The organism is Asticcacaulis benevestitus DSM 16100 = ATCC BAA-896 (assembly GCF_000376105.1).
GTDB lineage: Bacteria > Pseudomonadota > Alphaproteobacteria > Caulobacterales > Caulobacteraceae > Asticcacaulis > Asticcacaulis benevestitus.
Map to the genome: position 1 here is coordinate 54609 of NZ_AQWM01000005.1, position 21893 is coordinate 76501.

At 61.4% G+C, this 21893-nt stretch carries 26 protein-coding genes; 14 read left to right on the forward strand and 12 right to left on the reverse strand.

Translation table 11 applies throughout. From position 1 onward, the window contains the following. Window positions 1-176: 176 nt before the first annotated feature. Window positions 177-752, forward strand: a complete 576-nt coding sequence (locus B060_RS0108640; RefSeq protein WP_018081376.1) for a Smr/MutS family protein — start codon at window positions 177-179, stop codon at window positions 750-752. A gap of 139 nt (window positions 753-891) precedes the next feature. Here the strand turns inward: B060_RS0108640 and B060_RS0108645 are convergent, their stop codons facing one another. After that, window positions 892-1887 carry an adenosine kinase gene (locus B060_RS0108645; RefSeq protein ID WP_018081377.1) on the reverse strand — a complete coding sequence of 332 codons (996 nt, stop codon included), beginning with the start codon at window positions 1885-1887 and terminating at the stop codon, window positions 892-894. Between the two features lie 58 nt (window positions 1888-1945). Here B060_RS0108645 and B060_RS0108650 point away from each other — a divergent pair, with 58 nt between their 5' ends. Further along, on the forward strand, window positions 1946-2878 hold the full coding sequence (locus B060_RS0108650; protein WP_236621545.1) for an ATP-grasp domain-containing protein: 933 nt from the start codon (window positions 1946-1948) through the stop codon (window positions 2876-2878). Beyond that, complete coding sequence (locus B060_RS0108655; RefSeq protein WP_018081379.1) at window positions 2868-3386, forward strand: GNAT family N-acetyltransferase; 519 nt, start codon at window positions 2868-2870, stop codon at window positions 3384-3386. The genes B060_RS0108650 and B060_RS0108655 overlap by 11 nt, the downstream gene beginning before the upstream one ends. Here the strand turns inward: B060_RS0108655 and nth are convergent. Continuing rightward, window positions 3370-4065, reverse strand: coding sequence for an endonuclease III (gene nth, locus B060_RS0108660; RefSeq protein ID WP_018081380.1), 696 nt, complete (start codon window positions 4063-4065; stop codon window positions 3370-3372). The genes B060_RS0108655 and nth overlap by 17 nt on opposite strands. A 58-nt stretch (window positions 4066-4123) precedes the next feature. Between nth and B060_RS0108665 the strand changes: the two genes are divergently transcribed. Both B060_RS0108665 and B060_RS0108670 read left to right on the forward strand, forming a co-directional pair. After that, a complete protein-coding gene (locus B060_RS0108665; RefSeq protein WP_018081381.1) occupies window positions 4124-4588 on the forward strand; it encodes a low molecular weight protein-tyrosine-phosphatase in 465 nt (154 codons plus the stop codon). A 7-nt stretch (window positions 4589-4595) separates the two neighbouring features. Continuing rightward, window positions 4596-4874, forward strand: coding sequence for a DUF3144 domain-containing protein (locus B060_RS0108670; RefSeq protein WP_018081382.1), 279 nt, complete (start codon window positions 4596-4598; stop codon window positions 4872-4874). On the opposite strand, the gene hslU is transcribed toward B060_RS0108670, so the two are convergent. From hslU to hslV, 3 genes are read right to left on the reverse strand one after another with little or no spacing between them, the layout of a single operon-like run. Further along, window positions 4875-6173 carry an ATP-dependent protease ATPase subunit HslU gene (hslU, locus tag B060_RS0108675; protein ID WP_018081383.1) on the reverse strand — a complete coding sequence of 433 codons (1299 nt, stop codon included), beginning with the start codon at window positions 6171-6173 and terminating at the stop codon, window positions 4875-4877. A gap of 1 nt (window position 6174) precedes the next feature. Further along, the gene (locus B060_RS0108680; protein ID WP_018081384.1) at window positions 6175-6645 is read right to left on the reverse strand and encodes a GNAT family N-acetyltransferase; all 471 of its coding nucleotides are present in this window, start codon (window positions 6643-6645) and stop codon (window positions 6175-6177) included. Beyond that, window positions 6642-7199, reverse strand: coding sequence for an ATP-dependent protease subunit HslV (hslV, locus tag B060_RS0108685; RefSeq protein WP_018081385.1), 558 nt, complete (start codon window positions 7197-7199; stop codon window positions 6642-6644). Before hslV ends, B060_RS0108680 begins: the two co-directional genes overlap by 4 nt. A 61-nt stretch (window positions 7200-7260) precedes the next feature. On the opposite strand from hslV, the gene B060_RS0108690 reads away from it, so the two are divergent. Then, window positions 7261-8010 (forward strand): HesA/MoeB/ThiF family protein, encoded by a 750-nt coding sequence (locus B060_RS0108690; RefSeq protein ID WP_018081386.1) that lies wholly within the window; start codon window positions 7261-7263, stop codon window positions 8008-8010. Window positions 8011-8158: 148 nt separating this feature from the next. After that, entirely contained in the window at window positions 8159-8809 is a 651-nt protein-coding gene (locus tag B060_RS0108695) for a YitT family protein (RefSeq protein ID WP_018081387.1), read from the forward strand. Between the two features lie 82 nt (window positions 8810-8891). On the opposite strand, the gene B060_RS0108700 is transcribed toward B060_RS0108695, so the two are convergent. Next, a complete protein-coding gene (locus tag B060_RS0108700; RefSeq protein WP_018081388.1) occupies window positions 8892-10607 on the reverse strand; it encodes a methyl-accepting chemotaxis protein in 1716 nt (571 codons plus the stop codon). 98 nt (window positions 10608-10705) lie between these two features. After that, a complete protein-coding gene (locus B060_RS0108705) occupies window positions 10706-11164 on the reverse strand; it encodes a hypothetical protein (RefSeq protein WP_018081389.1) in 459 nt (152 codons plus the stop codon). 130 nt (window positions 11165-11294) lie between these two features. Here B060_RS0108705 and rlmN point away from each other — a divergent pair, with 130 nt between their 5' ends. The 5 genes from rlmN to B060_RS0108730 all read left to right on the forward strand — a co-directional run bounded on the left by rlmN (window position 11295) and on the right by B060_RS0108730 (window position 14911). Beyond that, window positions 11295-12518 carry a dual-specificity RNA methyltransferase RlmN gene (rlmN, locus tag B060_RS0108710; RefSeq protein WP_018081390.1) on the forward strand — a complete coding sequence of 408 codons (1224 nt, stop codon included), beginning with the start codon at window positions 11295-11297 and terminating at the stop codon, window positions 12516-12518. Between the two features lie 150 nt (window positions 12519-12668). Then, window positions 12669-13127 carry a DUF350 domain-containing protein gene (locus B060_RS0108715; protein ID WP_018081391.1) on the forward strand — a complete coding sequence of 153 codons (459 nt, stop codon included), beginning with the start codon at window positions 12669-12671 and terminating at the stop codon, window positions 13125-13127. A 6-nt stretch (window positions 13128-13133) separates the two neighbouring features. Next, a complete protein-coding gene (locus tag B060_RS0108720; protein WP_018081392.1) occupies window positions 13134-13955 on the forward strand; it encodes a hypothetical protein in 822 nt (273 codons plus the stop codon). Between the two features lie 40 nt (window positions 13956-13995). Continuing rightward, the gene (locus B060_RS0108725; protein ID WP_018081393.1) at window positions 13996-14631 is read left to right on the forward strand and encodes a DNA-3-methyladenine glycosylase family protein; all 636 of its coding nucleotides are present in this window, start codon (window positions 13996-13998) and stop codon (window positions 14629-14631) included. Continuing rightward, window positions 14621-14911 (forward strand): DUF1905 domain-containing protein, encoded by a 291-nt coding sequence (locus tag B060_RS0108730; protein ID WP_018081394.1) that lies wholly within the window; start codon window positions 14621-14623, stop codon window positions 14909-14911. The genes B060_RS0108725 and B060_RS0108730 overlap by 11 nt, the downstream gene beginning before the upstream one ends. Here B060_RS0108730 and B060_RS0108735 read toward each other — a convergent pair. After that, window positions 14908-15213, reverse strand: coding sequence for a hypothetical protein (locus tag B060_RS0108735; RefSeq protein ID WP_018081395.1), 306 nt, complete (start codon window positions 15211-15213; stop codon window positions 14908-14910). The genes B060_RS0108730 and B060_RS0108735 overlap by 4 nt on opposite strands. A gap of 92 nt (window positions 15214-15305) precedes the next feature. Then, window positions 15306-17249 carry an acetate--CoA ligase gene (gene acs, locus B060_RS0108740; protein ID WP_018081396.1) on the reverse strand — a complete coding sequence of 648 codons (1944 nt, stop codon included), beginning with the start codon at window positions 17247-17249 and terminating at the stop codon, window positions 15306-15308. 207 nt (window positions 17250-17456) lie between these two features. Here acs and B060_RS0108745 point away from each other — a divergent pair, with 207 nt between their 5' ends. Next, complete coding sequence (locus B060_RS0108745) at window positions 17457-18194, forward strand: creatininase family protein (RefSeq protein WP_018081397.1); 738 nt, start codon at window positions 17457-17459, stop codon at window positions 18192-18194. 61 nt (window positions 18195-18255) lie between these two features. Here the strand turns inward: B060_RS0108745 and B060_RS0108750 are convergent, their stop codons facing one another. From B060_RS0108750 to tsaD, 3 genes are all read right to left on the reverse strand, one after another. Further along, complete coding sequence (locus tag B060_RS0108750; protein WP_018081398.1) at window positions 18256-18618, reverse strand: hypothetical protein; 363 nt, start codon at window positions 18616-18618, stop codon at window positions 18256-18258. A gap of 137 nt (window positions 18619-18755) precedes the next feature. Then, window positions 18756-19763: an NAD(P)H-dependent glycerol-3-phosphate dehydrogenase gene (locus B060_RS0108755; RefSeq protein WP_018081399.1), complete on the reverse strand. Its 1008-nt coding sequence runs from the start codon at window positions 19761-19763 to the stop codon at window positions 18756-18758. Beyond that, window positions 19760-20869 (reverse strand): tRNA (adenosine(37)-N6)-threonylcarbamoyltransferase complex transferase subunit TsaD, encoded by a 1110-nt coding sequence (gene tsaD / locus B060_RS0108760; protein ID WP_026172709.1) that lies wholly within the window; start codon window positions 20867-20869, stop codon window positions 19760-19762. The genes B060_RS0108755 and tsaD overlap by 4 nt, the downstream gene beginning before the upstream one ends. Before the next feature lie 82 nt (window positions 20870-20951). Here tsaD and hemC point away from each other — a divergent pair, with 82 nt between their 5' ends. After that, window positions 20952-21893: a hydroxymethylbilane synthase gene (hemC, locus tag B060_RS0108765; RefSeq protein ID WP_018081401.1), complete on the forward strand. Its 942-nt coding sequence runs from the start codon at window positions 20952-20954 to the stop codon at window positions 21891-21893.

Genomic DNA, 21893 nt, shown 5'->3' on the forward strand with positions numbered 1-21893 from the left:
AATCGGTAGCCTTTGGCCGGGATCATCAAGTAAGATATAATCTCTTTGCACCTCACCGCCTTTTCGGGGTTTGGCGTCAGCGAAAGTATAGCTTTCGCAAGCCATGGGACCGCACGAGCCGCGCAGCGGTGAGATGTGGTGGTGGTGGGGTTTCTTGCTTTTACGCGCGCAGGTTCATGGCACGGTTCGGTTTCAAGGCAGAGGATTTGCGGCTATGGGCGCTGGTGACAGCGACCGTGCGGCCGCATAAGCCGACGCGCACGCCGGAGCTTAAAGAGGACGCCAAAACCGAAACGGTGCGCATTGCCGATATGCCGGGCGAAATGACCGCGGCCAAACCGGCACCAGTGCCGCTAACACCCTTCAAACTCGGCCAATCGCTGAAACCCACCGGCGGCTTCACCATCACCCGCGCCGCCGACTATGCCCCCGATCCGATCGAGCCGAAACGCAAGCGCCGCATCAGCCGCGAACGCGATCCGATCGAGGCCCGCCTTGATCTTCATGGCCTCAACGCCTTCGCCGCCGAAGCGCGTCTCAAGGCCTTTGTGCAGCAGGCCTATGCCAATGATTATCGCGCCATCCTTGTCATCACCGGCAAGGGTATATCGGAAACCGGCATCCTGAAACGCTTTGCACCGGAATGGCTGGCCGATCCGGCGCTCGGCCATATCGTCGCCGGCATCAGTCAGGCCCACGCCCGCCATGGCGGCACCGGCGCGCTTTATGTGGCATTGAAGCGGAGAAGCTAAGAACGCCCCTCCGTCACGGACAAGCCGTGACACCTCCCCACGGCAAGCCGTAGGGAGGAGGACTCCCCTCTCCTCCCTATCGAGCCTAAGCGAAGATGGGGAGGTGGCAACCCGCATTCGGGCTGACGGAGGGGCGCGCCTAAATCAGCCCCTTCTCGGTCGCCAGCGCCTTCAGCGACACCTGCGAACGCGGGCCATAGTGCCCGATCACTTCCGCCGCCGCCAGCGAGCCCAACTGACCACAGACCGTGACGTGCAGGCCTTGCGTCAGGCCGAACAGAACGCCCGCGGCATACTGATCGCCGGCGCCGGTGGTATCGACCACCTTGTCGACCGGTGAGGCCGCGATGGTGTGGATGTCATCAAGCTTGGCCACCACCGAACCTTCGGCGCCGCGCGTCACGAAGGCCAGTTCGGTCTTGCCGCGCAGGTAACGCAGCGCCTTGAAGAAGTCGTCGGTCTGGAACAACGCCAACAGTTCGGTTTCATTGGCGAAGACGAGATCGATATGGCGGTCGATAAAGGCCAGCAGGTCATCGCGCCAGCGGTTGACGACAAAGCCATCCGACAGGGTGATGGCGGTCTTGCGGCCTGAAGAGCGCGCGACCTGCGCCGCCTTGGCGAACGTCTCTCTGCCCGACGGTGTGTCGAAAAGATAGCCTTCCAGATAGGTGATCTGCGACGCCTTGATGATCTCCTCGTCGAGGTCTTTCGGGCTGATCAGGGCGGCGGCGCCCAGGAAGGTCGCCATGGTGCGCTGGCCATCGGGCGTGACATTGATCAGGCAGCGGCCGGTCGGGGTCGGGTCATCGTGCAGGACCGGGGTGCGGAACTCGACGCCCATCTTTTTCAGGTCCTTGCTGAAAAATTCGCCCAGGCCGTCATGCGCCACCTTGCCGACATAGGCGCACTTGGCGCCGAAGGAGGCCGCGCCGGAGATGGTGTTCCCCGCCGAACCGCCCGAGGCCATCTCGCTGTCGTTCATGGCTTCCGACAGACTGAGCGCGCGATGCGTGTCGATCAGGGTCATCGAGCCCTTGTGCAGATCGTGCTTGCTCAGGAAGCCGTCATCGGAAGGGGCGAGCACATCGACAATGGCATGTCCAACGGCGGTGATGTCATATTCGATGGTCATGGCGTGGGGCCTCAGAAATCAGTTGATATGGCGTAACCTAATGATCAATAAAGAGTCCATGAGCAAGCGTATTCTGATCCTGACACCCAATCCTGACCATCCGTCGCACCATGGCCGCTGGCCCTATGTGCTCGATGCCTACCGCGAGGCCCTGGCCGGCATCGACGCCGAGATCTTCGATCAGCCATGGTCCGAACCGATCGCGGAGGATTTTGACCTGATTCTGCCGCTGGTGGCCTGGGGTTACCATAACGCGCCCAACAGCTTTATCGGCGCCATGACGGCCATGGGCGCGGCCGAGCGCCGCGTCTTCAATCCGCCGGAAATCGTGAGCTGGAACGTCGACAAGCGCTATCTGCGCGATCTCGCCGAGGCCGGGGTGCGCATCATCCCTACCCTCTTCACCGAGGGCGTTACCGATGAGGATGTGGCGCGCGCGCGTGCCGATTTCGGCCAGAAGGCGCTGGTGCTCAAGCCAGCGATCTCGGCCGGCGCCAAGAACACCCTGATCTGGGAAGGCGAGGCGCTTTCGGAATTGAAGAGCGAGGTGCGCGACGTCGAGGACAAGAAACTGGCCGTTCCGGTCGGGCCGGCCATGATCCAGCCCTTCATGCCGGCGATCCGCTCCGAAGGCGAATGGTCGCTGATCTTTTTCGTCGGCCAGTTTTCACACGCCGTGTTGAAAACGCCGAAGTCCGGCGACTTCCGTTCGCAGCCCGATTACGACGCCCATCTGCGCGCCCTGACGCCGCCGCCGGAAGCCCTGGCCTTGGCGCAATCAGCCATCGACTTCATCGGCCGCGACCGCCTGCTCTATGCCCGCGTCGATATGGTGCGTGCCGAGGACGGCGGCTTTTGCCTGATGGAACTGGAACTGATCGAACCCGATCTTTACCTGACCTATGATCTTGAGGCCTCCATGCGTTTCAAGGACGCTGTCGAGAGCGCGATGCTGGTTTGCGGCTGTTCGAGCGATCACCATGTTCATTGAGACCGAGCGCCTGGTGCTGAAACCGCTGGCCGCGACCGATTACGAGGCCCAATGCGCCCTGTGGAGCCAGCCCGATGTCTATCGTTATATCACCGGCAAGCCGATGGACCGCGAAACGGTCTGGCTGCGCCTGCTGCGCGATATCGGTCACTGGCAGGTCTTCGGCTTCGGCAACTGGTCGGTGCGCCTGAAAGACACGGATCAGCATATCGGGGTGGTCGGCGTCTTCGACTACAAACGCGCCATCACACCACCACTGGAAGCGCCCGAATCTGGCTGGGTATTCGATGCCGGATTTCACGGCAAGGGCTATGCCTCGGAGGCCCTCAGCGCTGCGCTTAACCATGCCGATACAGCGCTGAACATGCCGCGACTCCAGTGCATGATCAGCTATGAAAACGACGCCTCGCTGAAACTGGCGCTCAAATGCGGTTTCAGGCCTTTGCGTGAAAGCGTCTTCCACGGCGAGACAATCGGTGTACTGGAGCGGCTCAGAGCAGAGGCGTAAACTCGACGCCGATCTTGGGACACAAATCCCGCACGATGCAGATTTCGCACTTGGGCTTGCGCGCCACGCACAAATAGCGGCCGTGCAGGATCAGCCAGTGGTGCGCGCGGTTCAGCCAGGGCTTCGGGATGGCCTTCATCAGTGCGGCCTCCACCTTGTCCGGTGTATTGGCACTGGCATCGACCAAACCCAGACGGTGCGAGACGCGATAGACATGGGTGTCGACCGCGATGGCTGGCTCGATATCCAGTTCATTGAGCACCACAGACGCCGTCTTGTTACCCACGCCCGGCAGGCTGAGCAAGGCCGCACGATTGAGCGGGATATCACCATCATACTGCGCCAGCAGAATGCGGCACATCTCCATGACGTTCTTCGCTTTGTTGCGATAGAGCCCGATGGAGCTGATCATCCGCATCAGTTTCTCTTCACCAAGCGCCAGCATATCCGCCGGATTATCGGCGATGGCGAACAGCGGCGCCGTCGCCTTGTTGACCGCCACGTCCGTGGTCTGGGCCGATAGCGCCACGGCCACGGTGAGCGTAAACGGGTTGACGAAGTTCAGCTCCGTCTTGGGTTCCGGCTTGTCCTGCTCGAAACGCTCGAACAACTGACGGATCAGTTCGGGATCAACCTTGCGGCGTTTGGCGGCCTTGGGCGTCGGCTTCGTGGTTTTCATCGGGCAACTTCAACATTACATAGGATCGGCACTATGCCCGATTCCGTGAAAGCTTGTCATGACCTCTGTTCTTTTCGTCTGCCTTGGCAATATCTGCCGTTCGCCGCTGGCCGAGGGGGTTTTTCGCGCCCATGTGGCGGCGGCGCGGCTTGAGAACCGCTTTAGCATCGATTCCGCCGGCTGCGGCGGCTGGCACAGCGGCGAATTGCCCGACAAGCGCTCTATTGCCACGGCGGCGCATCACGGCATCGACATTTCCGATCAGCGCGCCCGGCAAATCCAGGTCGATGATTTCGATCGTTTCGACCTGATCCTGGGGCTCGACCGTGACAATGTCCGCCATCTGCAATCCATGCGCCCGGAAGGCGCGCAGGCTCGCGTCGCGCTCTATCTCGAAGAAGCACTGGGCATCAAAAAGGATGTGCCCGATCCCTATTACGGCGGCAATTCGCACTTTGAAGAGGTCTATCAACTGTGCGACAAAGCCAGCGCCGGCTTACTAAAATCCCTGACGAGCAACTGAGGTTCCCATGTCTACCCCCGAAGAACTGGCGTTTACCGCCCGAGCCAAAGCGCATATCGATATCTGCAACGCACAGAGCGAACACGCCCACGCCGAGGATGTCGCGCTGTCGGCCCTCTATGCTGCGGCACGTTATGGCGCCTATCTCTGCCTCAACGGTAATGGTTCCGGTGAACAGATGGTGGCCCGGCGCGCCGAGGCCACTCTCATGTTCGAAGAACAGTTCCGCCAGATGTTTCACGATTGCTACGACGAGTTCGCCAGCAATTTCGAAACGGTGAAGTAGCTACAGAATATAGCGGCTCAGATCAGCGTCTGTGGCGATATCGCCCAGGCGCTTTTTGACGTACTCGGCATCGATCGCCACCGTCTGCCCTGACATATCGGACGCCGTATAGGACAGGTCCTCCATCACCTTTTCGATGACGGTATGGAGCCGGCGCGCGCCGATATTCTCGACCTTGGCATTGACCGTAGCAGCCGCCTCGGCCATGGCCGCGATGGCGCCGTCATCAAAGGTCAGGGTCACACCTTCGGTCAGCATCAAGGCCTGGTTTTGCTTGATCAGATTGGCTTCCGGTTCGCTTAAGATTCGGCGGAAATCATCCTGGGTCAGGGCCTTCAGTTCGACGCGGATCGGCAGGCGGCCCTGCAATTCCGGCAGCAGATCTGATGGTTTCGACACGTGGAAGGCGCCCGAGGCGATGAAGAGGATATGGTCGGTCTTGACCGGACCATATTTGGTCGAGACCGTGGTGCCTTCGATAAGCGGCAGCAGATCGCGCTGCACACCCTCGCGCGACACATCGGCGCCGCCGCGATCGGAGCGCGAGGCTACCTTGTCGATTTCATCAAGGAAAACAATGCCTTCGTTTTCGGCCAGTTTCAGCGCTTCGTTGGCCACCGAATCCTGATCGAGCAGCTTGTCGGATTCCTCGGTGATCAGATTGGGAATGGCCGATTTGACCGTCGTCTTGATCGTCTTCTTGCGGCCGCCCATGGCCTTAGACAGCATGTCGGAGAGGTTGAAAGCGCCGTTCTGTTGGCCGGGTATCTCCATCATGCCGACGGCAGGCCCCGTGTCGGTCAGCGAGATTTCGATTTCCTTGTCGTCCAGTTCGTTATTGCGCAGCTTCTTGCGGAAGCTTTCACGCGTTGCCGGCGCGGCGGTTTCGCCCACCAGCGCATCGATCAGACGCTCCTCGGCGGCAGCCTCGGCCTTGGCGCGCACGCTCAGGCGGTTCTTGTCCTTGATCATCAGCATGGCGGCTTCCACCAGGTCACGCACGATCTGATCGACGTCGCGGCCGACATAGCCGACCTCGGTGAACTTGGTCGCTTCGACCTTGATAAAAGGCGCCTGCGCCAGCTTGGCCAACCGGCGGGCGATCTCGGTTTTGCCGACGCCCGTGGGTCCGATCATCAGAATATTTTTCGGCGTGATCTCGTCGCGGATGCTTTCATCGGTCGCCTTGCGGCGCCAGCGATTACGCAGGGCGACGGCGACGGCCTTTTTGGCGTCGTGGTGGCCGATGATGAAACGGTCGAGTTCGGAAACGATCTCGCGGGGAGAGAAGGTGGTCATGTTAGGCACTCAGTTTCGGGTTACGGGACATCAGCGTGACGTCGCCGCGTGTTTCAACAATATCAAAGCCGGCCTTGCGCCAGGCCGATATGGCGCGGTCATTGGCGCTATGAGGATCCATCAGCAGACGGGTCGCGCCCCTGGCCAGCAGGTCATCGCCGAACTGACGCAGGATCTGCGGGCCAAGCCCTTCGCCGGTCAACGATACATCACCAATGAACATATCGAGGCCCAGCGCACCTTCCGGCTGATCGGGTCCGCAAGGAGAAGACTGGATATAGCCGATCGGGCTTTTGTTGCGTTCGATGATAAAAGCCGCGCCCTCGTCACTGCCGATCAGGTTCAGCGCGTCCTCGACCTCGTCCTCAGGCGTCGAGTCGCCTTGCGTCCACCAGGGCTGGACATGCGGTGACGCCATCCAGATCAGGAGCAGACCAGCATCGCTGTCCTTGAGGGGCCGGAACGTAATCACGCCTCCAGCTTCTCAAGGGTCAGGTGGTCATTGGTATAGACACAGATAGACGACGCGATCTTCATAGCCTTGCGGGCGATAAGCTCGGCATCCGGCTCATACTCCAGCAGCGCGCGGGCGGCCGACAAGGCATAGACTCCGCCAGAGCCAATGGCGGCCACGCCGTCTTCGGGTTCCAGCACATCGCCGACGCCGGTGATGGTCAGGATATGATCCTTGTCGGCCACAAGCAGCATGGCTTCCAGACGGCGCAGATAACGATCGGTGCGCCAGTCCTTGGCGAGATCGACACAGGCGCGCGCCAGTTGGTCAGGGAAGAGTTCGAGCTTGGCTTCGAGCCGTTCCAGAAGGGTAAAGGCGTCGGCCGTGGCGCCGGCGAAACCGGCGATCACCTTGCCGCCGGCCAGCGTCCGCACCTTGCGCGCGCCGCCCTTGACGATCGTCGGGCCCATCGAGACCTGACCGTCACCGGCGATGACCGTCTTGTTATTTTTACGCACGGCCACGATGGTGGTGCCATGCCAGTTTGGGAAGGGGGAATTGTGTTCGCTCATGCCGCCTTAATTGGCGCTTTTGCACTTGCAGTTCAAGGCCCGTGAGCGCATTTGACGCATTATGCTCCCCAACGAATTTACAGACGATGAAATCGACCGCTATGCCCGCCATCTGGTCCTCAAGGAGATCGGTGGTCAGGGACAGATGAAGCTGAAAGCCGCGAAGGTGGCCCTGATCGGCGTGGGCGGCATCGGATCGCCAGCCGCGCTTTATCTGGCGGCGGCGGGAATGGGTACGCTGGGCCTGATCGATGATGACGATGTGAGTTTGAGCAATCTGCAACGGCAGGTGCTGTTCGGTGCGCGCGATATCGGCGCCCCCAAGGTCGAGGCGGCCGCGACCCATCTCAGCGGTCTCAATCCGCATTGCGACTGCCGCGTCCATCGCCTGCGCCTGACGGACGAAAATGCCGCAGACGTACTGGACGGCTACGATATCGTGCTCGATGGCTGTGACAATTTCGAGACCCGCCTGCTGGTCAATCGCGTTTGCCATGATCTGAAAAAGCCGCTGGTGTCAGCGGCGCTTGGCCGCTTCAGCGGTCAGTTGGCCACTTTCGACGGTTCGCCCTGCTACCAGTGCCTGGTGCCCGAGATACCGCCCGATGCCGAAACCTGCGAACGCGTCGGCGTGGTCGGCGCTTTGGCTGGCGTCATGGGCTCTCTGGCGGCGCTGGAAACCATCAAGATCATCACAGGTGCGGGCGAAACCTTGCGCGGCAAGCTGATGATCTTTGATGGCCTCGACATGACCTCGCGCATTGTAAAACTGCCGTCCGATCCGGCCTGTCCGGTGTGCGGAAACCCGTAAAAACCCCACCGCCACGCCGCACTTGAGGCATGGCGGTGGGGTTTCTGGCTTCACTATTCCCGCCTTGCAAAAATTGTGTCATAAGAAACCAACTATATATACTTGGGAACGAAACGCGCAGGCCAACCGCTTTAGTGGATGCCGCCTGATGACGACGACAACCGGCCAGCTTATCGATAAGGATGGCAAGGACGCTCTTTACCCCACCGTGAAACACACGGTGCTGGAGGATATCTACGCCTTCGCCATCGGCTGCTCGTTCATCGCGTTGGGCATCGTCATGCTCAAGACGGCCGGGCTGACCACCGGCGGCGTGGCCGGCATCGCGCTTCTGGTCTCCTATGTCGCCCCCCTGCCGGTCGGCGTGCTGTTTATCCTGATCAATATTCCGTTTTTTCTGTTCGCCTGGCCCGCCATGGGCAAGCGCTTCATGATCAAGACGGTGATCGTCAATCTCGCCATCATGGGCATGGCCAGTTATGCGCCCTATGCCTTCAAGCTGGAAAGCCTGAACCCCTTGTTCGCAGCCCTTTTCGGCGGCACCATCATCGGCATGGGGATTCTGGCGCTGGCCCGCCATGGCGCGGGCGCGGGCGGCACAGGCGTGCTGGCGCTCTATCTGCAAAAGACGAAAAATATCAACGCCGGCAAGACGCAACTGGCCTGCGACGCCCTGATCATGGCGACGTCGATCCTGATCCTCAATCCGCACCAATTGTTGTTTTCGGTGATTTCCGCCGCCGCCATGAGCGGTGTCATGGTCGGCTTCCACAAGCCGGAACGCTATTTAGGGCGATAACTCCATAAGAAACTATTTCTTATGGCAAGGGCAAGTGCCCGCCGCTGCCTATGCAGCGAGCCTTGGGGGCGCTTGAGCGGCATCAAGCCGCCGCCACGTCCGACAGAAAGCGATCAACGGTCTGTTTCAGGCTTTCGTTCTTCTGCGCCACCGTGCGGGAGGCGTTCGCCACCCGGCCAGCGGAATCCGCCGTCTGTGCCGCTTCATCGCGCACGGAAGTCACGTTGTCGCTGACGATGCGCGTCCCTTCCGAGGCCCGCACCACATTGTGCGTAATTTCCTGGGTCGCCGCGCCCTGCTGCTCAACCGCGCCGGCAATAGCCGTGGTGAAGTGCGACACCTCGTCCATGGTGCGGGTGATATTGGCGATGGCCTCGACCGTTTCGCGCGTTGATGATTGGATTTCGGCGATCTGGCCCGAGATTTCCGCCGTGGCGCGCGCGGTCTGGGCCGCCAGATCCTTGACCTCGGAAGCCACGACCGCGAAGCCCTTGCCGGCGTCACCGGCGCGTGCGGCCTCGATCGTGGCGTTGAGGGCCAGCAGATTGGTCTGGGCGGCGATGGCCTGGATCAGGGCCACAACGTCGCCGATCTTGGTGGCGGCGCCCGCCAGGCTTTCCACCTTGGTGTTGGTCTCAAGCGTCACGCGCGTGGCCCCGGACACCACCTCATTGGCGCGCACCACCTGATCGGTGATCTCGCCAATTGAAGCCGTCAGTTCCTCGGCGGCGCTGGCCACGGTCTGAACATTACCCGAAGCGTCAAAAGCGGCCGAGCCGGCGCTGGTGGCGCTCGAAGCCGTTTCGGCGCTGGCGCGTGACAGGTCATCGGCGGTGGTCAGAATATCGTTCATGGTCTGGCCAACGCCTTCAAGCGCCGCTTTCATATCGGTGCGGAAGGCGCCGATCAGGGTTTCGGTCCGAAGCTGGCGCTGTTCGCGGCGCGCATCCTCTTCATCCTTGTGGGCGGCCAGGGCCTGACGTTCCTGGCCTTGTGTGCGGAAGATTTCGAGCGCGCGCGCCATGCTGCCGATTTCATTGTGCGCGGCGACATAAGGGATGGTGACGGCGTAATTGCCGCCGGCGATCTCACCCACCGTCTTTTCCAGACGCTGCAGGGGCTGCATCAGGCGGCGCGTCAGCAGGGCCGCTACGATCGAGAGGGCCACCATCAGTACGGCGGCCATGATCACCAGTTTCATCATCAGGGCATTGGCGGCTTCCTGAACGGTTGCCGTCTTTACCCCGGAGAACAGGATGCCGGTGACATCGCCCCTGGTGTTAAAGACCGGCGCATAGATGGTGTAGTAGGACGTGCCGAGGATATCGGCCTTGCCAAGATAGGTCTTGCCGGCCTTGATCGGCGCGAAAGCCTTGCTGTCCTGACCGAGATTGGTGCCGACGGCGCGGCTGCCATCGGGCTTGGTGATGGAGGTGGTGGTACGGATGAAATCATCCTGCGCCGGATCAAAGGCGAAAAGCGTGGCCTGCTGGCCGGAGACACGGGCGATCTCGTCGATCATGGCGTGATCGGTAAAGGTGGGGACCGTGTCCATAACCACCTTCTGCACATTGCCATCCGGCGCCCATTCGACGGACGTATCGGGAAACTGGCGGTGCAGGGTGGCACTGGCTACCCGCAGGGCGGAATGCTGATATTTCAGCGCCGTGCTGGCCGTATCCGCCCGCATCTGCACAACCACGACACCAACCAGACCGCACACGGTGATGGCGACAAACCCCACCATAAGCAGGCCTATGAGGCGCGCCATCTTGAAGCGGCTGAGCAGATTTTCCATGTCGGGGGTCCTGTAACACTGATACTATAAGGATACCCTTGGCAATTCATGCTTAAAATTGCTTTAACATCGACCTCAACCCCGCCGACTGTGGATAATTATTGCATCACGAGAGCGCGCAGCAAGGCGCCCTGATCGACATAGTTCAGCAGTTCGCCAAACGATGACTGTACGCTGCGATCACTCATCAGATCCTTCAGCGCTTCCTGACCAAGCGCATTGAAAGCGCCGGTGAGGCCCTCCTGTCCGCCGGTCGCGATGGCCGATCTAGCCTCGGCGGCGCAATCGCTGCTGATCAGGCGCGTCAGCAGCTTGCCGGTGGCCTTGTTGACCGCCTGGCGCTGAACATCGGTGATCGACGACAGATCGGCCACCTTCGGGTGGCGCGCCACGACCGTGAAGGCCCAGCGGATCAGGGTGGTGCGGTCCTCCGGCGTGGCCGAGCGCACCAGACAGGCCGACAGGGCCTGGCTGGCCGGATCGGGCGCGGCCTGCACAGCCGGCGCAGCAGTAACAAGCGCCAACGTAACAGCAAGGATTTTCACGGCGTATGTCATCTTCACCTCATGTCAGGATACCAGGATCTTCACTCTGACCGCGCAATGTGGCGGCGATTAGACATTTGCGGCATTATCCGCTATAGACCCGCTCACATCCCGACATTGCCTCCTTTGAAAGCCGCATATCTTGGCCCATACGCTCGACCTGTCCGTCAAATCCCCGTCTGCGTCGCTTGTGAACATCACCGGCCTGACGCGCGCCGGACTGGCCAAGGCCCTGTTCGAATCCGGCGTGGTCGAGGAACGCAAGGCGAAGATGCGCGCCACGCAGGTCTGGCGCTGGATGCACCATTACGGCTTCACCGATTTCGACCTGATGACGGACATCGCCAAGGAGCAGCGCGCGCTTTTCAAGGAAAAGTTCACCCTGGCGCGTCCCGAAATCTCTGAAAAGCAAGTCAGCCAGGACGGCACCCGTAAATACCTGATCCGCATGGCGCCGGGCATCGAGGTCGAGGCCGTCTATATCCCTGACGTCGGCCGTTCGGGCGCGCTGTGCGTGTCGTCGCAGGTCGGCTGTACGCTCAACTGCACCTTCTGCCACACCGGCACGCAAAAGCTGGTGCGTAACCTGACCGCCGCGGAAATCGTCGCGCAGGTGCAGGTGGTGCGCGATGATCTCGGCGAATGGCCGTCGCCCAAGGAAGACCGCAAGCTCTCCAACATCGTCTTCATGGGCATGGGCGAGCCGCTCTATAATCTCGACAATGTGGCCGACGCCATCGACATCATTTCCGACGGCGAAGGCATCGCCATTTCGCGCCGCCGCATCACGGTTTCGACCTCGGGCGTGGTGCCGGAACTGGAAGCGCTCGGCACCCGCACCCAGGCCATGCTGGCCATCTCGCTGCACGCCACCAACGATCCGTTGCGCGATGTGCTCGTGCCGCTCAACAAGAAGTACAATATCGAGCAGCTTATCGAAGGCATCCGCAACTATCCGGGCCTGTCTAATGCCCGCCGTGTCACCTTCGAATACGTCATGCTGAAGGACATCAACGACAGCCCCAACGAGGCGCGCGCCCTGATCAAGCTGCTGAAGGGAATTCCGGCCAAGATCAACCTGATCCCGTTCAACCCCTGGCCCGGCACCGATTATCTGTGCTCGGACTGGCGCGCCATCGAGTTGTTCGCCTCGATCCTCAATAAGGCCGGCTACGCCTCACCGATCCGCACCCCGCGCGGCCGTGATATTCTGGCCGCCTGCGGTCAGCTCAAGTCCGAGAGCGAAAAGAAGCGCGCCTCAACCGTGCGCCGCGAACAGCGCGAAGAAACTGCTTCAAATCAGGACAACGCGCCGGCCGAAGTGTCCCTGCCCTTCGCCCATCTTGCCGGTGGCATGTTCGACTAAGCGCTTGCCTTATCTGGATAATTGCGCCGTCATATAAATTTTATCCACAGCCGCGCCGTTGGACTTGATCTTGCAGGAAACTTACCCCTAAAGTGCGCTGGGCCGTTGCGATTGCAACGGGGCGCTGGATGAGCGTTTAGGGGACCAAGCATGACGCCGGATAGTTTTAACTTCAATTTCCTGTCGCCCGATGTGCTGCGACCGGAGATTCAGGCCTTCGCCACCGGCTTCCCGATCACGCTCGTCCACGCCGGCGTCACCCTGCTGCTGCTGCTGATCGGCGCCACGGTCTATTCACTGCTGACCCCCTACAAGGAAATCAACCAGATCCGCGAGGGCAATTCGGCCGCCGCCGTCGCCTTTGGCGGTGTCATCATCGGCCTGGCCATTCCGCTCGCCGCCTCGATGGCCGCCTCAACGTCCTTGCGCGAAATCGTGCTGTGGGGCGGCGCCACCATCGTGCTGCAACTGTTCGTCTTCCGCTTCGTCGACTTCCTGCTGACCGGCCTGCCGGCGCGCATCAATGAAGGTGAGGTCTCGGCCGCCGTACTTCTGGTCTCCGCCAAGCTCGCCGCCGCCCTCGTCCTTGCCGCCGCCGTCGCCGCGTAAATTCCCATGAAACTGGACTGGCTCCTTTATGCAGCGACCATCACGGCCCTGGTGGTCGTGACCGGCAAGTGGCACGAGGAATCGAACTCGCCGCCCGCGCCGCCGCCGCCGGGCATCGGTGAAATGTCGCTGTTCGCCAGTTTCACGCCGTTCGCTGTCTCCTCGATCATCAACCTGCCGGTCGATGACCAGAAGATCATGACCGGCACGGCCTTCGCCATCTCGAAAAATGGCGAATGGATCGTGGCCAAAGAGAGCGTCGGCGCCTGCACCCACCCCTTCCTCAATATCGGCGGCAATCTGGCCGTGCCCTTCAAGACGCGCGCCGTGCCGGGTCATGGTAACTATCTCATCGCCATCACCGAAGGCGCCGGCCGGCCGCTGCCGCTGATCGATCCGGCCAACGTTAAGCCGGGTATGCGCGCCTTCATGCCGGGCTATCCCGGCGGTCAGGTTGGTGAGGCCACCGGTCGTCTGATCGGCCGCACGGTCATCGAGCGTTCCAAGCGCGGCCAGCCGAATGAGCCGGTGCTGGCCTGGGCCAAGGCCGGTCAGACCGAAGACCTGAAAAGCGATCTCAACCAATTGGTCGGCGGCCCGGCCATCGATGACGCCTCGCATGTCGTCGGCATCACCATCAAGGAAAAGCCTCGCCGCGGGCGTATCTATACGGCGGTGCCTGAAACCGTGGCTGCATTTGCCGCCAGCACCGCGCGCGCGCCGGATTTCGACGCCGAGGCCACGATCACCAAGCGCAATTACGGTATTGTTTCCGATACCCTGCGACGTGAATACCGCGTAGCGCAGGTCGGCTGCATCATATCGTAATGCTGTCGGATTTGGGCTGATCGCGTGCTACGCCTTACAGATGAACGACAATCCTCTTGATCCCGAACACCTCGCGCATCTGGCCGAACGCGATCCGCGTCTGAAACCGCTGACCGAGGCTTTCGCCCATTTGCAGCACCGCAAGCGCCCGGGCGGTTTTCCGGCTTTGCTGGGGCTGATCGTCGAGCAACAGTTGTCGGTCAAGGCGGCGGACACCATTTTCGGACGCGTGAAGGATGGCCTTATCGAGGTCACACCACGGTCTTTTCTGGCGCATGACGAGGACGCCTTGCGCGGTTACGGTCTTTCGCGGCCCAAGATTGCCTACGCCCGCGCCCTGGCCGAAGCCTTTCACACGGGCGGCTTTGATACGGATACCCTGCAAGACCTGAGCATCGAGGACGCCGCGCAGCGACTGGTGGCGCTGAAAGGCATCGGCCGCTGGACCGCCGAAGTCTATCTGATGTTTTCGGAAGGCCGGCTTGATCTGTTTCCGGTTGGTGACGTGGCCCTGCGTGAGGCCGTAGGCTGGCTAGACGATCTGCCGGAGCGCCCGAACGAAGCCTATTGCGCCGAACGCGCCGCCGTCTGGTCGCCCTACCGCACTATCGCCGCCCACCTGCTCTGGGGCTGGTATGGCGCGGTCAAGCGTGGTGAGATGTCGCGTGAGCTATAGATTCGAAGGAAAACTATGGCGCTGGACTGGCGACGCGCCCGCCTCGTGGATTTTCATAACCCTGCCCGCCGAGGTCGCTTTTGCCATCAAGTGCGCCAGCGAAAACCGCCGCGCCTGGGGGTCTGTGGCCATTCAGGCACGCATAGGCACCACCGCATGGCGCACATCACTGTTCCCCGATAAAGCGTCAGGTGGTTATCTTCTGCCGGTCAAGGCGGCGGTACGCAAGGCGGAAAACCTCGGTGAAGGCGATGTCACCGAGGTCGAGGTGTCCCTCTAACCGATTGGCTTTATCTTGTTGTCCGGTGTGACTTCCACATCCGGCGTCAAGGCATGGCTATTGGCATCTTTCGGGGCGTCGAACCTGTGGTCCTTTTCCGGATGGAAATATTCCTTGTCCTCACCCGCCTGGTTCAATTCATTGGGCGAAAAGACCAGCTTACCTTCTCGGCTTTGCGGTTTGTCGCGGTCGGGAGTATCGCTGCCGACATGGAGCTTATCCGCCGGCAGATTGTTTTCCGTCAAGGTCGTGGCCTTCGAATCATGTTCCGCCGGAGGTGTCTTGAAGGTATCGGGCATCATGGCGCGTCTCCTTATTTTGGAGACCACACTAGCCCGAACCCTGTAAGAACGGCGTTCCGAAAGCTATGAGCGCCTGTAAGGGCCGTGTAAGGCTATCCGTTCAGGCCCTTGGCACCTTCGATCAGATCGGCCACCACCGACGGATCAGCCAGGGTCGAGATATCACCCAGTTGATCCGGCTGGCCCTCGGCAATCTTGCGCAGGATTCGGCGCATGATCTTGCCGGAGCGCGTTTTCGGCAGGCCGGGGGCCCACTGGATGACATCCGGCGAGGCCAGCGGCCCGATTTCCGAACGCACATGATCACGCAGCTCTTTTTTCAGGGCGTCGCTCGGCGCCAATCCCTGCTTCAGCGTGACATAGCACCAGATGCCCTGCCCCTTGATGTCGTGCGGATAGCCGACCACAGCGGCTTCGGTGACGCCGGAGTGACCGACCAGCGCGCTTTCGATCTCGGCCGTGCCTAAGCGGTGACCGGAGACATTGAGCACGTCATCGACGCGGCCGGTGATCCAGTAATAGCCGTCTTCGTCGCGGCGGCAGCCGTCGCCGGTGAAATACTTGCCGGGATAGGTGGAGAAATAGGTGTCGAGGAAGCGCTGATGATCGCCATAGACGCTGCGCATCTGGCCCGGCCAGCTATCGGCGATGCACAGATTGCCTTCGATGGCGCCTTCCAGCACCTGGCCTTCGGCATCGACCAGGACCGGCACGACGCCGGGCAGGGCCTTGGTGGCCGAACCGGGCTTGAGCGGCGTGGCGCCCGGCACCGGCGTGATCAGGTGACCGCCGGTTTCGGTCTGCCACCAGGTATCGACGATCGGGCAATTGCCGTTGCCGACGACGCGGTGATACCACAGCCAGGCTTCCGGATTGATCGGCTCGCCGACCGTGCCCAATACACGCAAGGATGTGCGCGAAGTCGCCTTTACGGGCTCATCGCCATGACGCATCAGGGCGCGGATGGCGGTCGGCGCCGTGTAAAAGATATTGACCTGGTGTTTGTCGACCACCTGCCAGAAGCGCGAATTGTCCGGATAATTCGGCACGCCCTCGAACATCAAAGAGGTGCCACCATTAGCCAGAGGGCCGTACACGACATAGGAGTGCCCGGTCACCCAGCCAATATCGGCGGTGCACCAGTAAATGTCGCCGTCCTGATAATCGAAGGCCGTCTTGTGGGTATAGGCCGCCCAGGCAAGGTAACCGCCGGTGGTATGGAGCACGCCCTTGGGCTTGCCGGTCGAACCGGAGGTATAGAGGATGAACAAAGGGTCTTCGGCGTTCATGGGCTCAGGCGCGCATTCGTCGGAAATCCCCTCCAGCGCCACGGCCACGCTGACATCGCGGCCGCCATGCGTGAGGTAATGGGCGTTGGTGTGCTCGACCACCAAAACGGTCTGGACATTGGGGCATTGCAGCAGGGCCAGATCGACATTGGCCTTGAGCGGGATGACCTTGCCGCCGCGCAGGCCTTCATTGGCGGTGACGACGACATCGGACTGGCAGTCCTGGATGCGGCTGGCGATGCTGTCCGGCGAGAAGCCACCAAAAACGATATTGTGCACGGCGCCGATGCGCGTGCAGGCCAGCATGAAATAGGCCGCTTCCGGCACCATCGGCAGGTAAAGCGTGACGCGATCACCCTTTTTCACGCCGTACTTTTTCAGCAGGTTGGCGCGCTTGTTGACCTCTTTGGCGAGTTGGTTGTACGTCACCGAATACGAAACCGAGGGATCATCGCCTTCGAAGATCAGCGCTACCTGCTCGCCGCGTGTGGCCAGGTGACGATCGATGCAGTTGACCGAGACGTTTAGCACGCCATCGTAAAACCAGCGGATACGAAAATCTTCGCGGTTGAACGAAACGTCTTTTACCTGACTATAGGGCTGGATCCACGCCAGGGCATCGCCGAGCGTTCGCCAGTGTGCGTCCGGATCTCTAGCGAAAAGCGCGTGCTGCGCCGCCAGACCGTCGGCGGTCAGGGTTTTCGGGCGGATGAAATCGGCGGGGACGCGAAAAAACGTGTCGCTCATCTGGCAGTTCCTCAAGGTCTTTTTTACTTGTGGCGAACCTTAAGGAAGGGGAGCCGGCAAGTCTATAAGACCAATCATAAATTTCTGATTCGAACGGGCGTTTAGCGCTAATCCATGGACTATTGGCGCGTATTGCGACACGCCGCCTTGCTCTTTCCACGCCGAGGCGCCTATGCTTGTTGCATCTGATATTTGCGGAGTTTCCCCATGCTTCTGGCCAAGTCCACCTGGCGCGAGATCGATGAGCGCCTGAAAAGCTCGCGCACCGTCATCATTCCCATCGGCTCCAACGAGCAGCATGGGCCCATGGGCCTGCTCGGCACCGACTGGATGTGTCCGGAAATCATCTCCCACGCGGCCGAAAAGGCGGGCAATCTTCTGATCGCTCCCACCTTCAATATCGGCATGGCGCAACACCATCTGGGTTTTGCCGGCACCATATCCCTGCGCCCCACCACCTTCATGTCGGCCATCGAAGACTGGGTGGATTCGCTGGCCCGCCACGGTTTCGACCGCATCTATTTCCTCAATGGCCACGGCGGCAATGTCGCCACCATCGAAGCGACCTTTTCCCAAATCTATTCCCACTATTCCTATTCCGGCAACCCGTGCCCGTTCATTCTGAAACTGCGCAACTGGTGGGATTTGCCGGGGGTCTTACGCCTGTGCGCCAAGCTCTATCCCAAGGGGCATGGCAGCCACGCCACCCCTTCGGAAATCGCCGTGACCTTTGCCGCCTATCCGGATTTCGTCAAGTCCGCCGCCATGGAACCGCAGATAGCCCCCGACGGCCCGATCCGTGATGCGCTCGATTACCGCGCCCGCTTTGCGGATGGCCGGATCGGTTCGGATTCGTCCCTGGCGACCATCGAGCAGGGCCAGCAAATCATCGCCGCCGCCGTCACCGCCCTGATCGACGATGTGGCGAAGTTCGAAGCCGAATAAAAAAGCCGTCCGGTCTGAAAGACACCGGACGGCTTTAAACTACTGCGAAAAGACGCCTATCCTATTCGGTGTAGTTGCTTTCAATCGACGCCACGATGGCGGCCGGGCGCACCAGCTTGGAAATTTCGACCTTGCCATCAACGACGCGGGCCGCGCCATCCACAGCGTAGGCGCCCTTGTCGTTGATATAGTTGTAGGTGAAGTTGGCGGTCAGCACGCCCTTGGTGACTTCGCAATCCTGCACCTTGATCAGGCGCTTGTGTTGCGCGGGGACCTTGTCGCGGATCTGCGAGGCGACGGCATCGGCGATGCTCTGGCCAGCAGCGGCTTCGGTCTTTTGTTCACAGCCAGCAAAAGCCTGTGCTGCGGTCAGGGAAAGCGCCAGGGTCAGGCCGGTGATGAGAAGGGGAGTCTTGAAGGACATAGGACACACTCACAGTTTGAGACAAAGCTCCATCTGGAACGATGGTAGCGCTCACATAGTGACTCACAATGACAACGCTGTCATCATGGAATATTGCGTTGCAACATTTTGTGATTGTATACGATTTATGGTGTGTTTTACGCTCGTTCGGACTTCAACGGGCGCGACAACAGAGCGTCGATAGCGGTGGCGACGCACATATCGCCGCTCAGCACCGCATTGACCGCTTCGCAGATCGGCAGTTCCGTCTCGAACTTGCGGCCAAGATCGACCACAGCCGGCGCGGACTGTACGCCTTCGGCAACCGATACCTTGCCGGCCAGGGCTTCTTCGAGCGTCTGCCCCTGCCCCAGCGCCAGCCCTACGCTCATATTGCGCGATTGCGGCGACGAGCAGGTCAGGACCAAATCGCCCAGTCCGCACAGGCCCGACATGGTCTCGAAACGCGCGCCCAGCGCCATGGCCATGCGCGACATCTCGGCGAAACCGCGTGTGATCAGGGCGGCGTGGGCGTTACGCCCCAGCCCCTTGCCCTCGGCGATGCCGCAGGCGATGGCGATAACGTTCTTGATGGCGCCACCGGCTTCGGCGCCGATCAGGTCGGTCGATTTATAGGGACGGAAGGTCGGACCGGCGAGTGTTGCGGCAATGCGCGCGCCCAGGGCTGCGTCCGCGCAGGCGATGGTAACCGCCGACGGCAGGCCTTGCGCCACTTCGCGGGCGAAGTTCGGACCGGCCAGTACACCGGCGACGGCTTCGGGCAGGACGGCTTCCAGAACCTCGGTCATCAGGCAGTCGGTGCCGCGTTCGACCCCCTTGGCGCACAGGACGATCGGCAGGCCGGCGCGGACATAGGGTTTGAAGGCGGTGAGCGTGGCGCGCATATGCTGCGCCGGCGGCACGGCCAGAATCAGGTCGCATTCCGCCAGATCGGCCAGATCGGTGGTGGCAGTGATATCGGCGGAGAGCGTCACACCACCGAGATAAAGGCTGTTTTCGCGGCTGTTGTTGACCGAGGCGACCACCTCGGCTTCACGGGCGTGCAGCAGAACCTGATTGCCGCCGAGCGTCGAGACCTGCGCCAGAGCCGTGCCCCAGGCACCGGCGCCGATCACGCCGACCTTTTTAAATGTCTGAACCGTCACGCTTTCGCTCCCTTGCGGCCGGAATATTTATGGATCGGCGCGTTGGCGGCGCTGACCTCATCGAGTGGCCAGCGTGGCCGCGCGATCGTGCTCATGCCCGAGGCTGTATCGGGGAGCGCACCTTTGCCCAGCTTTTGATAATGTTCAAGACCCGCCAGGGCGATCATGGCTGCATTATCGGTGCAGTATTTCAGCGGTGGTGCTTTCAGTGTGAAACCGTGCTTTTGCGCGATGGCCGTCAGGGCTGTGCGCAGCGCCTGATTGGCCGCTACACCGCCGGCCACCACGAAGGCGGGATCGGCAACATCAGTCTGTTCGCGGAAAAGCTTCATGGCGCGTTCGGAGCGCTCGACCAGTTGGCGGGCGATGGCCGCCTGCACACCCGCACACAGATCGGCGCGGTCCTGCTCGGTCTTGACGTGCTCGTAGGCGATCATGGCAGCGGCGGTCTTGAGCCCCGAAAAGGAAAAATCACAGTCCTTGCGGCCCAGCAGGGCGCGCGGCAGGGTGAAGCGCGCGGCGTCGCCGGTTTTCGCGCAGGCCTCAAGCGCCGGGCCGCCGGGATAGCCGAGACCCAGCACCTTGGCTATCTTGTCGAAGGCCTCGCCGGCGGCATCGTCGATCGTGGTGCCGAGGCGTTCATAGTCGCCGACCCCCTTGACGCTCAGAAGCTGGCAATGGCCGCCGGAGATCAACAGCAGCAGGAAGGGGAACGCGACGTCTTCGGTCAGGCGGGCGGAGAGCGCATGACCTTCGAGGTGGTTGATGCCGATGAGCGGCAAACCGCGCGCCAGGGCGAAACCCTTGGCGAACGACAGCCCGACCATAACGCCGCCGATCAGACCGGGGCCGGAAGTGGCGGCCACCAGATCAAGCGGCGGATGGCCGGCGTCTTCCAGCGCCTGACGGGCGAGATCATCGATGGTTTCGACGTGGCTGCGTGCGGCGATTTCGGGCACCACGCCGCCATAGGCCTTGTGCTGCATCACCTGCGAGTGGATCACCGAAGAGAGGACATGCGTGCCCGCGTCATCGCGGCGCACCACGGCCACGGCGGTTTCGTCGCAACTCGATTCGATACCCAATACGGTTATGTCTGGTGTCATAGTGGCTCTTAACACCCCGTCATATAGTCGCACGTCAAGTGTTTTGCATTGAATGGCGGCGATAAAGTGGTAGGAACCGCTTATGAGCAAACTGAAAATAGGTACACGCGGATCAAAACTGGCCCTGACCCAGTGCGGCTGGGTGCAAAGACAGATCGTCGCCGCGATGGGCGATGACCCGGCAAGAGCCGATGACATCGCGCCTCTGGTCATCATTTCCACCGCCGGAGACCGCATCCAGGATCGACGCCTGATCGAAGCCGGCGGCAAGCAACTCTTCACCAAGGAGATCGAGGACGCCCTTTTGCGCGGCGACATCGATCTGGCTGTCCATTCGCTGAAGGATATGCCGGCGGCCGAGATTCCCGGCCTGTCGCTGGGCGCCATCCCCGTGCGCGAAGACCCGCGCGACGCCTTCCTGAGCCCCAAATATACCAGCCTCGCCGACCTGCCGCACGGCGCGAAGCTCGGCACGGCCAGTCTGCGCCGACAGGCGCAAGCGCTGAACCAGCGCCCCGATCTTGACATCGTCATGGTGCGCGGCAATGTCGATACGCGCCTGAAAAAGCTCGAAGACGGCCTGTGTGACGCCCTGTTGCTGGCGTCTGCCGGTCTGAACCGGCTCGGCCTGTCGCACCACATCAAGTCCTATATCGACGCCGATCTGTACGCCTCGGCCCCCGGCCAGGGCGCGCTGGCCATCCAGTGCCGCACCGAAGATCTGGACAAGCCGTGGCTGCTGGCCCTGCACCACGAAGAGACGTACCTGCTTATTCACGCCGAGCGCGGCGCACTGGAAGCGCTCGAAGCCTCGTGCCGAACGGCGGTCGGGGCCTATGCCACGATCAGCGGCGACGAGATGCACCTGTTCGTCGAGGCCCTCAGCGCCGATGGCAAGACACGCTGGCAAAGGCGCGGCATCCTGAAACACCCGACCAGCCAGACCGCGCGTGACCTGGGCCTGCGCCTCGGCGAAGAGATCAAGGCCGAAGCGGGCCCCGACCTCATTCAGATTGGCGGCTGA